General features: G+C 57.3%; 13 protein-coding genes and 1 pseudogene. 2 read left to right on the plus strand and 12 right to left on the minus strand.

What is annotated here, in order from left to right:
- Positions 1-88 precede the first annotated feature (88 nt).
- A complete protein-coding gene (locus RTN40_RS00280; RefSeq protein ID WP_312226680.1) occupies positions 89-376 on the plus strand; it encodes a hypothetical protein in 288 nt (95 codons plus the stop codon).
- 425 nt (positions 377-801) lie between these two features.
- Here RTN40_RS00280 and RTN40_RS00285 read toward each other — a convergent pair whose 3' ends face one another.
- From RTN40_RS00285 to RTN40_RS00300, 4 genes are all read right to left on the minus strand, one after another.
- Complete coding sequence (locus RTN40_RS00285) at positions 802-1,050, minus strand: biofilm development regulator YmgB/AriR family protein (protein WP_312226681.1); 249 nt, start codon at positions 1,048-1,050, stop codon at positions 802-804.
- A gap of 146 nt (positions 1,051-1,196) precedes the next feature.
- The gene (locus RTN40_RS00290) at positions 1,197-2,852 is read right to left on the minus strand and encodes an iron ABC transporter permease (RefSeq protein WP_312226682.1); all 1,656 of its coding nucleotides are present in this window, start codon (positions 2,850-2,852) and stop codon (positions 1,197-1,199) included.
- Positions 2,853-2,891: 39 nt separating this feature from the next.
- A complete protein-coding gene (locus RTN40_RS00295; protein ID WP_312226683.1) occupies positions 2,892-3,860 on the minus strand; it encodes an ABC transporter substrate-binding protein in 969 nt (322 codons plus the stop codon).
- Entirely contained in the window at positions 3,857-4,573 is a 717-nt protein-coding gene (locus RTN40_RS00300; protein WP_312226684.1) for an ABC transporter ATP-binding protein, read from the minus strand. Before RTN40_RS00300 ends, RTN40_RS00295 begins: the two co-directional genes overlap by 4 nt.
- Before the next feature lie 227 nt (positions 4,574-4,800).
- On the opposite strand from RTN40_RS00300, the gene RTN40_RS00305 reads away from it, so the two are divergent.
- The gene (locus RTN40_RS00305; protein ID WP_312226685.1) at positions 4,801-5,376 is read left to right on the plus strand and encodes a flavin reductase family protein; all 576 of its coding nucleotides are present in this window, start codon (positions 4,801-4,803) and stop codon (positions 5,374-5,376) included.
- Positions 5,377-5,414: 38 nt separating this feature from the next.
- On the opposite strand, the gene pptA is transcribed toward RTN40_RS00305, so the two are convergent.
- The 8 genes and pseudogenes from pptA to RTN40_RS00345 all read right to left on the minus strand — a co-directional run bounded on the left by pptA (position 5,415) and on the right by RTN40_RS00345 (position 12,915).
- Positions 5,415-5,645 carry a tautomerase PptA gene (gene pptA / locus RTN40_RS00310; RefSeq protein ID WP_312226686.1) on the minus strand — a complete coding sequence of 77 codons (231 nt, stop codon included), beginning with the start codon at positions 5,643-5,645 and terminating at the stop codon, positions 5,415-5,417.
- Between the two features lie 37 nt (positions 5,646-5,682).
- On the minus strand, positions 5,683-6,162 hold the full coding sequence (locus RTN40_RS00315; RefSeq protein WP_312226687.1) for a GNAT family N-acetyltransferase: 480 nt from the start codon (positions 6,160-6,162) through the stop codon (positions 5,683-5,685).
- Between the two features lie 110 nt (positions 6,163-6,272).
- Positions 6,273-7,046: an amino acid ABC transporter ATP-binding protein gene (locus RTN40_RS00320; protein WP_312226688.1), complete on the minus strand. Its 774-nt coding sequence runs from the start codon at positions 7,044-7,046 to the stop codon at positions 6,273-6,275.
- Positions 7,030-7,959 carry an amino acid ABC transporter permease gene (locus RTN40_RS00325; RefSeq protein WP_312226689.1) on the minus strand — a complete coding sequence of 310 codons (930 nt, stop codon included), beginning with the start codon at positions 7,957-7,959 and terminating at the stop codon, positions 7,030-7,032. Before RTN40_RS00325 ends, RTN40_RS00320 begins: the two co-directional genes overlap by 17 nt.
- 9 nt (positions 7,960-7,968) lie before the next feature.
- Complete coding sequence (locus RTN40_RS00330) at positions 7,969-8,475, minus strand: GNAT family N-acetyltransferase (RefSeq protein ID WP_312226690.1); 507 nt, start codon at positions 8,473-8,475, stop codon at positions 7,969-7,971.
- Positions 8,476-8,485: 10 nt separating this feature from the next.
- Positions 8,486-10,769, minus strand: a pseudogene (locus RTN40_RS00335) (NtaA/DmoA family FMN-dependent monooxygenase).
- Positions 10,770-10,780: 11 nt separating this feature from the next.
- A complete protein-coding gene (locus tag RTN40_RS00340) occupies positions 10,781-11,902 on the minus strand; it encodes an amidohydrolase (RefSeq protein ID WP_312226691.1) in 1,122 nt (373 codons plus the stop codon).
- Positions 11,881-12,915, minus strand: coding sequence for an LLM class flavin-dependent oxidoreductase (locus RTN40_RS00345; RefSeq protein ID WP_312226692.1), 1,035 nt, complete (start codon positions 12,913-12,915; stop codon positions 11,881-11,883). Before RTN40_RS00345 ends, RTN40_RS00340 begins: the two co-directional genes overlap by 22 nt.
- Between the last annotated feature and the right edge of the window lie 115 nt (positions 12,916-13,030).

Consider the following 13,030-nt stretch of genomic DNA (forward strand, 5'->3'; position numbering starts at 1 on the left):
AATATCCTGAATGCATATCTATCCTCATCATTCGCAGGCATAATGGTTTTAGACGAGCGGTCCGTCGTAATAAATATTGAGAGGCTCAATGAGCAAAAATGATAAAGACAGGCTGGTTGATAAGGTTATGGGCGAAGCGGTCATGACGCTTCTTGAAGCTGATGACAATGTCTCTTTTGATGCCCTTATTGGTCAACTGCAGGATAACCTGCATGATGAAACCGACTATGGGCGACGTGAAGCTTTTCGTACCGCGATCAACGGGGTACATCATTTCAGAGCGCAGCCTGACGAAGCGGAAAGCTCTTCCCGCTCGCTGAAGTTAACAAGACGTGATCCTGCATCCTATCTCGTTAAAACAGACTATAAGCACTAATCATTCCGGCCTGTTCAATCCTTACGATTGACAGGTTCTTTGCCGTATGTAGCTTCGCCCTTCTAATCAGACTTGCCTTCAGCATGTTCCCTAAAATGCTCTCTGTGAATTTGATCTTGGCTAATAAGCCTGGAAGATAACCCCCTTTAGCATTGAGAGTGAAATTGAACGAAGATGACCAGGTACGACTTGAGAATATCCAAGAGGTAGTTGGCGAGGCCGCAGCATGGCTAATGAACTCGCGCCTCCCTGTAAATGCAGACAACCTAATGATGGTGCTTCGCGCCCGACGCATTATGGTCAAAGAACCGCAGCAAAAACGGGTTCTGGATGCCTGCGTGGCTTATCTGCGGGCGCGTATTATGAAGCCAGCATAGACCAGCGCCCTGCCCCTTATTAATCGGAACAGGGCGTGGTTATTATGGTTACAAATCGTCCGGTGTTTTCTGGACGATCAGCTCCAGAGCGTTGCGGTAAACATCAAGTTTGACGACGTCGTCTTCTGTTTCAAGCATCCTGATGAGAGCCAGAATCAGATTCTTATTATTTACTTCAATCCGGTTACTTTTTAAGTTTTGCGCGAGCTTCTTGATAAGCACGCGTTCGGCTTCAAAAGCCTGAATGCCCTGGTCGAAGTAGGTATTTACATCATCTTCAGTTGTTGCGCTGTGCATCGATATGCCTTCATTTTAAAGTTACTGACCTCTCTACATATCGAGAGAAAATTATTACCGGAATAAACGTAGACAGCAAATTACGCCTGCGCAATATCTCCCATTTCGATCGGTTAAAATTCAAACGCCCCCGGCGTAAATAACTCTCAACCACGCTCTTTGCGCTGCATTATCGCCAGTGCGGTAAGCATTAAAATAAGCCCGGCCAGAAGAGTTAAGGTTGCCATGGCCATTCCCTGCCCGACCGATCCCTGCTCAAACTGCCGCCAGATAAACACTGCCACGGTTTGTGTCCCTGCTGGTGAGAGCAGCAGGGACGTCACCAGCTCGCGAGAGGCGATAGCAAATACCATCAGCATTGCCGCCAGCATGGCCGGAAAGACCAGCGGCATCACTATAAAACGCAGCGCCTGTAGCGCGCTTGCGCCGTGGACGCGCGCTGCAGGCTCAAGATTCCCTCCCAGCTGGCGCAGCGCGCTGGTGATATAGCGTACCGGCCAGGGCATCAACAGGCAGCAGTAGGAGAGCAACAGGATCGCCCAGGTATTGTAAGGTGAGACAGGCCAGAAGGTGCGGTTCCACAGCAGAATTAACCCAACGCCGACCACAATACCCGGTAGCGCCGCTGGCAATAACGACAGCGCATCCAGTACGTTGCGGCCTTTAATCTGCCTGACCACAACCAGCCACGCGATCAGCAATCCGAGCAGCCCGGTAATGAGCGATGCGCCCAGCGCCAGCGACAGGCTGGTGCCCAGCGCCGACAGGGCATCTCCCTGCTGGGAGAAGAGCGCCTGGTAGTGCTGGGGCGTCAGGTTACTCCAGGCCAGCCCGCCCGAAAGCGTAGACATCACGCCACTGATCGCCATCGACAAACCCGGCATCCCTACCGCCAGAAAACCGGTTAGAGCCATCAGCATGACCACCGGCACAACAGCGATGCCCAGCGTAGCTCCCTGATTTTCTGTTGGCTTTCCGGTTACGCTGGTCACCTCTTTATCCCCCACCAGCCGACGCTGGAACCACCATCCCGCCAGGGCAATAATAATAAGCACCATTGAGAGCAGAGACGCACCGGGCAGATCGATCGGCCAGTCGGCGAGCTTCTTCTCGATGCCTACCGTCATCATCATGACGCCTGAACGTGAACCCAGCGCCGCCGGCACACCGTACTCCTCAATGGCCAGCGTAAAGGCCAGCAGCATACCTGCCGCCAGCGCGGGCGCGACCATCGGCAGCGTAATATGCCAGAACGCCCGCCAGGCCGTGGCACCATGCACCCGGGCAACCAGCGCTAGTCTTTGCCCGCTGGCGAGCAGGCTGCGCGAGACGGCAAAGTAGACCACCGGAAAGATATTCAGCGTCATGACCAGCATGATGCCGCTGCGGCTAAAGAGCAGATCGTTAAGATTGATACCCGTCAGCTGATCCAGATAGCCATTGGTTTGGAGAACCAGCATCCAGGAGAGCGCGGCAATGTAAGGCGGCGTCAAAAAGGGGATCAAAAAGATCAGGTCCCATAGTCTCGGAGCCGGTAGATTAAACAGCCCGCGCAGCACGCCAAGCGGCAGACCGATGACGGCGCTGAGCAGCGCGACGCCCGCGGCGATCCATAGCGTACCGCCCAGCATGGCAGGCAGCTGTGGATCCTGCATTTGCGGCGCGATGCCGCTAAACGCCCCGCTCAGCGAGCCAGCGCTAAACTGCGGGAAGATGGCCTGCAGAATAATAAACAGCAACGGCAGCGCGACGAGGATCGCCAGCAGCGTCACGGTAGTGAGCGTAATAAATTTCTGTTTCACAACGGCTATCCTGAAAGCGGGGTTGCCCCCGCCGGGTGATTACTGCGCGAAAAGCGTATTAAAGCGTTTCAGCACGTCGCTGCGCTCGCTGTTGCCGTCGTTGGTGGTCGGCAGAATTTTCAGCTCGTTAAGCAGCGGGCGCTTGGCGGCAACGTCGGTACGGGCCGGCATCAGCCAGGCATCGGCTACCAGCGCCTGTCCTTCAGGTGAGAGCACGTAGTCAACGAAGGCTTTTGCATCGTCGGCGTGCTGGGTGGTTTTCAGGATCATCATCGGACGCGGCGCGATAACCGTTCCGCTGGCCGGGAAGATCACCTTCAAAGATTCACCCTGGGCAATATTGCCGTAGGAGACATAGTCTACTGCACCAAACACGGCGGCTTTTGCCCCCTGCATCACCGGCGTTACCGCCTGCGCATTTGGTCCGCTGACTACCATGCCGTTCTGCTTCAGCTGTTCAAACAGCTTCCATGCCTCGTCATTCATACCGTTTTGCAGACCGATCAGCAGATCGAGCGATGCGCCGGAAAGTGCCGGGTCGGGCGTGGTGACTTTATCTTTGAAGTCGGCAGAGGTGAGATCCCGCCACTCTTTTGGTTCAGGCGTGCCGCTCTTGCTGTTCCAGACGATGCCCAGGGCTGAAATGCCCTGAGCAACATAGTCATCAGTTTTAAGATTAGCTGGCACCTTTTCTGCGTTCGCGCTTTGATAAGGCAGCAGCCAGCCTCGATTATGCAAGTCTTCTGCGGTATCCCAGGAGGCGGAGATGAGGATGTCTGCCTGCGGGTTGGCCTGTTCGGCTTCCAGACGCGCCATCACCTTCCCTGTTGTCGCCTGGAAGATGTTGACCTTAACGCCGGTTTTCTTTTCATAGCCTGCTGCCAGCCCTTTTGCCAGCGATCCCGGCCCTGCGGTATAGACGGTCAGCGCCTGTGCACTGGATACGCTTATTGCAGACAATGTCATAGTTAATGCAACTCCTTTAATTACAGACGTCACCAGTCTCATGATAAAGCTCCTTTGTATGTTGTAACTAATTTAGGCGTAGCTGAATCACATGCAGCCACGCGACCCGCTGAAAGGTGCACAATACGATCGGCAATTAGCTCGGCCTCTCGACGATCGTGGGTCACGTAGACCGCCGTCGTACCCGACTGACGCAGGATCCGCGACATCTCCAGGCACAATGATTCGCGAAGCTCGCTATCGAGATTGGAGAGTGGTTCATCAAACAGCAGCACCCGAGGCTGCGCGACAATGGCCCGTGCCAGAGCCACCCTCTGTTGCTGTCCGCCGGAGAGACCGGAAGGTTTGCGATCGGCAAAATCAGACAGCCCCACCCGCGCCAGCGCCTCGGCAACGCGAACTTCACGTTTGCTGTGCGGCAGGTTGCGCATTTTGAGCGGAAAAGCCACGTTCTGCGCCACAGACATATGCGGCCAGAGCGCGTAATCCTGAAAGACCATGCCAATGTCTCGCGCTTCAGGCGGCAGCGCCCACCCTGCCCTTGCCACTAAACGTTCGCCAAACCAGATCTCACCATCAGCGGGGAGCGTCAAACCAGCAAGCAGGCGCAGCAGCGTGCTCTTACCGCAGCCGGACGGTCCAAGCAGCGCCACAATAGTGCCGGGTTCGATATGTAGATCGATCTGATGAAGAACGGTATGGGTGGCAAAGGCGTACGAAACACCTTCGAGACGGATACGGGTAAGTGCGTGCATTATCGCCCTCCTGCTTCAGGAAGCCGACAACATCCCGTCGCCAGATAATGACGGGACGCACTCACCTGTACAAAAGACAGGAGAGCAAACATATTATTATCCTCTTTGGGATTTGGTTGCTGGCGACTATAGGCAGGCTTTGTTACGACGCGATGACGCTAATGTTGCGGCTTGATTTAATGGGCTGTGCAGCTTTTAATGCAGGAAGATCACCACAAGGAGCCACCATGAGCTATTTCCGCCCCGTCGCCCTGGAGCACGCCAGCCGCCTGCTTAACCACGGTCCCACCGTCCTGATAACCAGCCGGGATGAACAGATCGATCGCCGTAATATTATGGCGGCCGCGTGGTCAATGCCGGTAGAGTTCTCCCCACCGCGCATTGCCATCGTGATCGACAAGAGCGCCTGGTCGCGGGAGTTGATTGAGCGCAGCGGCATGTTTGGCATCGTGGTTCCCGGCGTTGCCGCTAAGAACTGGACCTACGCCGTGGGGAGCGTCACCGGGCGCGATGAGGATAAATTTAATTGCTACGGTATTCCGGTCATCTCTGGCCCGGTGTTAGGCCTGCCGGTAGTAGAGGAGCGCTGTCTGGCGTGGATGGAGTGCCGCCTGCTGCCGGCCACCGCCGCGCAGGAGAAGTACGATACCCTGTTTGGCGAGGTGGTTGCTGCTGCTGCCGACGAGCGGGCATTTTTCAATGGTCGCTGGCAGTTTGATGATGGCCAACTGAATACCCTGCACCACCTGGGCGGCGGAACCTTTGTCACCAGCGGCAAGCAGATGAGCGTTAACGATAAGTAGCTAATATGCTCCCTGCCTTTATGAGCAGGGAGAGCAAACTACATGCTGTAGCCCGGCTTTTTGATCAGCTCGTCCACCTGGGGGGCGATCTCCGTATCCCAAACCTGCGCCTTCCAGTCTTCAGGTTGAACCTGGCTCAGGGCTACGCTCACCGAACTCTCTTTGCTGTTAAGATGGCGAACAATCGCGGCGGTGATATCGTCCGCCAGGGCAGTTTTCTGCTCGTCGGTCAGGTCGCGGGGAAAACATTTAATATCAATATGCGGCATAGCACATTCCTCGTTTATTTAGCGTCTGGCTGGGCCGTTAACCCAGCACTTTATTCATATTGATGCCGGTTACGTTAAAACCGTTATTCTCATAAACCCGTCTGGCCTGCGGATTTCCAGCAGCCACCCGCAGTTTAATCTGCTTACAGCCCCCTTCCATCAGTCGCAGCTCAAGCTGCTTCATCGCTTCGCTGCCATAACCTTGCCCGCGGAACAAAGGGAAAAGGTAGAAGTCATTGATGTAAACGGAGTGCAGGTGCGGATCTGGCTTGTACCAGAGATAGCCGATGTGGTGTTCTTTCTCAGGCTCACTCAGAATAATGCAGAGGAGTACCTGCCCCGCACTCTTCTCGCCATCAGGGAAGCTGGCTTCCAGATCGCGACGCGCCTGCGCAAGAGCATCTTCTTCAGAGAGTCGATAGTTGCTGACAATCTCGGCAGCATAATCCGGAATAAAGTAGTCAACAAATGCCTGAAATTCTTGGTTAGTTGGGGATCTGAACGTTATCACTTTCACGTACGATTAACCTTTTCAAAAAGCATTTCTACCATTATTCATCATGTAGATATCTTAATCCACAGGGCAATCAGCAATAACGCCAATTGCCTCTGTTTCATACTGGCTCCTTAAAGCACTTTCGATAAGAACTGCTGGGTACGAGGATGCTGCGGACGGTTCAATACCGCCTCACTGCTGCCCTGCTCGACAATCTTCCCGTCCACCATAAACACCACCTTGTCTGCTACTTCCCGGGCAAAGCCAATCTCATGAGTGACCACCACCAGCGTGGTTCCGGAGCGAGCCAGGGTCTTAATCACGTCCAGCACCTCGCCCACCAGCTCGGGATCGAGTGCCGAGGTCGGCTCATCAAACAGCATAACCCGTGGACGCAGCGCCAACGCCCGGGCGATGGCGATCCGCTGCTGCTGCCCCCCGGAGAGATGGCGCGACCAGGCGTCGGCCTTGTTGCGCAGACCGACTACGTCCAGCAGCGCGTAGGCCCGCTCGACGGCGGCTTTGCGGCTGAGCTGCTTATGGGCGATGGGCGCTTCAATGAGATTTTCCAGCACCGTCAGATGCGGAAAGAGATTGAAGTTCTGAAAGACGTAGCCAACGTTGATGCGCTGGCGCAGGATCTCTTTCTCTTTCAACTCGTAGAGCCTGTCACCTTCCCGGCGGTAGCCGATGTAATCCCCGTCGATCTGGATAAAGCCCTCATCCACCCGTTCAAGATGATTAATAGCCCGCAGCAGCGTCGATTTTCCCGAGCCGGAGGGACCAAGGATCACCGTTACCGAACCGGGTGGCAGCTCCAGCGAGACGCCGTCCAGCGCCTTATGGCGACCAAAGTATTTGCTGACGCCGGTAATAGAGATATGGCCATTATGAGAGTTGGGCATGAACAGGCTCCTGAGCGTTAACGTGGGTTGCTGGAGAGGCCACACGGGAGGCGCGCGGCGCGGCGTTGATAGCCGAACGGCGCTCGCTGCGGGCCAGAGCGCGCTCTACGAGATGTTGAATAATCGACAGCACGCTGGTGATCGCCAGATACCATACCGCGCCGACCATCAGGAGGGGGATCACCTCCTGGGTACGGTTGTAGATCATCTGGATGGTGTAGAACAGCTCCGGCATCGCCAGCACGTAAACCATCGCCGTTCCCTTGGCGAGGCTGATGATCTCGTTAAAGCCCGACGGCAGAATGGTGCGCAGCGCCTGCGGCAAAATGATGCGCAGGGTGCGCCGCCACGCCGGTAAGCCAAGGGCAGCAGCGGCCTCGTACTGACCGTGATCGACGCCGAGGAACCCGCCGCGAATAATCTCCGCGGTATAGGCGCTCTGAACCAGCGTTAGCCCCACCACCGCCGTTGAGAACTGCCCCAGCACGTTGATGGTCTCGAACTGGCCCCAGCTAATGGCGGTAAAGGGAATGCCGATGGTCAGCGTGTCGTAGAGATAGGAGAAGTTATAGAGAATAATCAGCACGACAATCAGCGGCAGGGAGCGAAATAGCCAGATGTAGCCCCAGGCAAGGCTGCTCAGCAGCCAGGAGGACGAGAGGCGAGCCAACGCCAGCAGACCACCGATAATCACGCTGAGCACCGTTCCCAGCAGGGTCAGCAGCAGCGTCTGGCCGACGCCATAGAGGATCGCCGGATCGAAGAACCAGCGGGCAAACACGTGCCACTCCCAGCGCGGGTTAAAGGCAACGGACTGGACCACCCCCGCCAGTACGAACAGCGCCACGAACGCGCCCACGGTGCGCAGCGGATAGCGGGCGGGGATCACTTTAATGGTTTCAGGTGTGGTCATCTTTTATCCTCAGGCAGAGTGACGCAGGGCAACGTCCAACGTTTTGGTAAAGCGCAACCGTCCGTCATACGGCGGCAGGCTATACTCCTCGGGGTTGCGGTGGAGATCGAAGTGGGCCTCATACCCCAGGCTCAGGTAGAGTTTTACCGCCTCCGGCTGGCGAAAGCCTGTGGTAAGAAAGATCCGCCGATAGCCAGCGAGGGATGCCCGCTGCTCCAGGGCCTGCATCATGCGTCCGGCCAGCCCCTGTTGGCGCAGGTTGCGCTGGGTCCAGATACGCTTGATCTCCGCCGTCTGCTCATCGAACGGCTTGTAGGCCCCGGTAGCGATGATCTCCCCGTCGCGCTCAAGTACCAGAAATAGCCCCTGCGGCGGCAGATACCACTCGTTCAGCTCCACCTCTGCATCTTTGGAGAAGTAGTCTCCGTAGCGGGCGGCGTATTCGCCAAACAGCCCCTCGATGATAGGTTGCAGCTCGGGGGCATCCATGGGGAGATCACGAAAACGTTCGCGCATGGCTCTCTCCTTAGTCGCCCAGGCCAGCCGGATTGATCTCCGAGGTGGATATACGCTCCACCCCCTCGCCCCAGCGGGCCAGCACTTTGTCGTAGTCGCCGTTTTTAATCACGCCGTTAAGCGCAGTTTGTACCGGCTCTACCAGCCCGCTGCCTTTTTTCAGCGTTACCGCAATGTGTGCCGCCTTCGGCCAGCCGCCGTCAACGCTTCCCACCAGCTTCGTTTTGTTCGTCAGCGCCGCCTTCCATGCGCCAATCACGTTCGGTCCGAAAAAGGCATCGGCGCGGCCGGACTGGATCGCCAGCGTCTGGGCGGCATCATCCTTGGTATAGACCGGCGTAAACGGCTTAAGCCCATTCTGCTGGTTAGCCTTGTCCCAGGCCAGCAGGATCGCCTCCTGGTTGGTTCCCGATCCCACGATGATCCGCAGCCCAGCGATATCTTCGGCTTTCTCAATGGATTTGATCGGGCTGGTGGACTTCACGTAGAAGCCCAGTGAATCTTTGCGGTAGGTGGCAAAGTCGAACTTCTCTTTACGCTCTTTGGTAACGGTAATATTGCTGATGGCGGCGTCATACTTGCCGGACGAGACCCCCAGCGGCCAGTCCTCCCATGAGGTAGGCACCACGTTCAGCTCCAGGCCGAGGCTGTCAGCCACCAGCCGGGCAATATCCACCTCGCTACCCAGCAGCGTCTTGTTGTCATCGGAGAAGACCGTCAGCGGGGGTGAATTTAATGCTGCCACCGCCACGGTAAACTTGCCCGGCTGGGCGAAGCGGTAGCCCTGAGGCAGCTCCGCCACTGCCTGGGCATTTTTGGCGGTATTGATGGGCGCTTTGTTAGCTTCAAGGCTAACGCCAGTGCCGTTAATGTTGACGCTGTCAGCCCACGCCAGCGGGGCAAAGGCGAGCGAAATGGCCAAGAGTAGCGTTGATCTCTGCATAGCGTATTCCCTTATTAAATTATTATTTTATAAATTGATTATCAGGTATGGATAAACCCAGCGTTTCGCGCAGCGTGGTGCCGGGATAGTCGGTGCGGAATAATCCTCGCGTCTGAAGGATCGGCACCACGCGATCCACCACGTGGGCAAAGCTTTCCGGCGTACCGCCCTGGATAATAAATCCGTCGGCAGCCCGCGCCTCAAACCAGCTTTGAAGACCGTCGGCTACCTGCTCCGGCGTGCCGGCAAAACGCGGACGCGGCGAGGCACTCTCCAGCGCCACCTGTCGCAGAGTCAGATTCCGCTCACGGGCATTACGCTTAATCTCATCGGTGGTGCTGCGAAAGCTGTTCTGCCCTAAATTACCGATGTCCGGGAAAGGCTCGTCGAGGGGATACTGGCTAAAATCATGGTGCTCAAAGTAGCGGCCAAGGTAGTTCAGAGCATCGTTGATCGACACCAGCGCGGCAGTGGTCTGGTACTGCGCCTCGACGTCGGCGTCGTTATCACCAACAATAATGCTCACGCCCTGGAATATCTTGAGATCCTCAGACTGGCGATGGTTGGCTTCCAGCTGCTGCTTCACGTCACGATAGAAGGCTTTGGCCTCCTCCAGGGTGTCGTGGTGGGTAAAGATGGCGTCGGCATGACGGGCGGCGAGCTTCTTACCATCTTCTGAGGCTCCGGCCTGGAAAATAATGGGACGATGCTGCGGCGTGCGGCCAATATTGAGCGGCCCGGCCACCTGGAAAAACTCCCCGCTGTGGTTGAGGGTGTGAAGCTTGTGCGGCTCAAAAAACTGTCCGCTCTCTTTGTTACGCACAAAGGCGTCCTCTTCCCAGGAGTCCCATAGCCCTTTCACCACCTCCAGATACTCGTCGGCGATGCGGTAGCGCAGCGCGTGCTCGGGGTGCTTATCCCGGGAGAAGTTCTTGGCCGAGCCTTCCAGAGGTGAGGTTACGACGTTCCACCCTGCCCGGCCATTGCTCAGATGATCGAGGCTGGCAAACTGGCGTGCGACGGTAAAGGGTTCGCTGTAGGAGGTAGAGAGCGTCCCCACCAGTCCTAGATGGGTGGTCAGGCTGGCCAGCGCTGAGAGCACCGTTAGCGGCTCAAAACGGTTTAAGAAATGCGGAATTGATTTCTCATTGATGTACAACCCGTCGGCCACAAACAGGAAGTCCAGCTTCCCCTGCTCGGCCTTGCGGGCGGTCTCCTTCACAAACTCAAAGTTGATGCTGGCATCGGCCACGGCTGCTGGATGACGCCAGGCAGACATATTTCCCGATGCGCCCTGCAAAATCGTGCCCAGCCTTAACTGTCGTGTCGTCGCCTGTTTTTCAGTCGCCATAAATCATCCTTTTAGGGTTGCAGTAACGCTTCTTCAGCCAGCAGCGCAAAGTAGCGCGCCGCGCCTTCAATCGATGCTTCGTCAGGGTTAAACGCCGGGTGATGCAGGCCAAATTCGCTGGCGCTGCCGATGCTGACAAAGGCACCGGGAATATGTTGCAGGTAGACGGCAAAATCCTCCCCGCCCATATGCAGCCCGGCGTGTTGGGTCTCATAGCCATACCGGTCGGCAACGTCGTGCGCAAAGGTGGCCCAGCGCTCGTCGTTAACCAGTGCCGTCGGGCCGTCGTACCAGCTGACGGCGATCTCCGCGCCAAACGCCTGGCCCAGCCCGGCGGCTATCTCATTTACGCGGGACTTGACCTGCTGCTGAACCTCAATGTCGTGGGTGCGCAGGGTGCCTTCCAGCTCCACCGTCTCCGGCAGCACGTTCCAGGTATTTCCGCCAGCAATTCGCGTGACGCTGAGTACCACCGAGTCGAGGGTGTTAACGTTGCGGCTGGCGACGCTCTGCAGGGCGTTAACCAGCTGGCTTGCCAGCAGAATCGCGTCGTTGCCTTCATGCGGGCGGGCGGCATGCGCCCCCTTGCCCTTAACACGAATGACAAAGCGATCGACGTTGGCATAGAACGGGCCACCGCGAGTGGCAAAGACGCCCACCGGCAGGCCGGGTTCGTTATGCATGCCGAAGATGGCGCTGACACCATCCAGTACACCGGCGCTAATCAGCCGTTTCGCACCGCCAAAGTTCTCTTCTGCGGGCTGGAACAGAATGCGTACCCTGCCCGCCAGCCGACGTTCGTTCTCCTTGAGCAGCAGCGCCGCGCCAAGCATCACGGTGGTGTGCACGTCATGACCGCAGGCGTGCATGGCCCCGGCGTTTTTCGAGCTAAACGGCACGCCGCTGGCCTCGTCGATAGGCAGCGCATCGATGTCCCCGCGCAGGGCTATCACTTTTTCGCCAGAACCGATCTCCACGACCACCCCAGTGGGCAGATCGTAAGGCAGCAGCCGCAGCCCGGCATGTTCCAGCCACTGGCGGATCCGCCGGGTAGTTTCAAACTCCTGAAGCGACAGCTCCGGATACTGATGCAGCTCGCGTCGCCACTCAATTAGCTGTTGTGCAAAATGCATTCTGCCTCCTCCGCAACAGGCTTCTCCTGCGACCACGCCTCTGCCAGCAGGCGCAGGGAGTTGATCCGCGCCGCGCCTCCGGTAATCGGTGTGTCGATAATAAATTCGTCAATACCCCACGCATGGTGCAGCGCGTTCAGCCCGGCCAGCACCGTCTGCGCCGTGCCCACCAGCGCCGAAGAGTCCCGGCGCACAATCTGCTTCGCCGGGCTGCCTGCCTGACGGGCAAACGCCTGGGCCTGCTCCTGGCTGGCTACCGTGACGCGCTGACCGTTCTCCAGCTCCACGCCCCACAGCTCAACCTCCTGAGCCAGCGTCTGCGCTTCAGCCTCGCTGTCGGCCACAATCGCCTGTACCGCCACTATTGTGCTGCGCTGGCTATGGGCCTGCCAGGCCGTGAGCACGTCGCGCAGCAGGGCTTTGTCGCCATTCAGGTGGGCAGCAAAGACAAAGTTCCAGTCAAGGGAGGCAGCCAGACGCGCACTCTCTACGCTCGCCCCCAGCAGAAAACCGTCGGCGCGGTGCGACGGCACCGGCGTTGCCAGCAGGCTCTCCTGCTGCCGATCGTTAACCGAGAGAGAAAGCCAATTGTCGAGCTGGGCCAGCTTGTCGGCAAAGGTGCCCGCTCGCTCCGGATCCAACCCCTGCTGGAGTGCGCGAGTGGAGAGCGGTAGGCCGCCAGGCGCTTTGCCTACCCCGAGATCGATACGTCCCGGTGCCAGCGTGGCGAGAAGGTTAAAATTTTCCGCTACCTTGTAGGGGCTGTAGTGTTGCAGCATAACGCCGCCGGAGCCGACGCGGATACGTCGGGTCTGGCCGATAATCCACGCGATAACCAGTTCCGGTGACGGGCTGGCCAACTGGGAAGTGTTGTGATGTTCAGCGATCCAGAAACGATGATAGCCCCACTCTTCGGCCAGCTGCGCCAGCTGCAGGGTACGAGCCAGCGCCTCCGTTGCCGTTTCGCCATCGGCGATGGGGCTTTTATCCAGCAGACTAATTCGATATGACATGCGTACGCTCAGATGAGGAAATATGCCCCTATTAGTAAAAGGTCAGGAAACGTCTGTGAAACAATTAATTTACATTTAATTAGCTAAAAAGTGGCTAAGTCGCGGCCATCCTGCG

The organism is Pseudescherichia sp., assembly GCF_031987975.1.
Lineage (GTDB): Bacteria > Pseudomonadota > Gammaproteobacteria > Enterobacterales > Enterobacteriaceae > Pseudescherichia.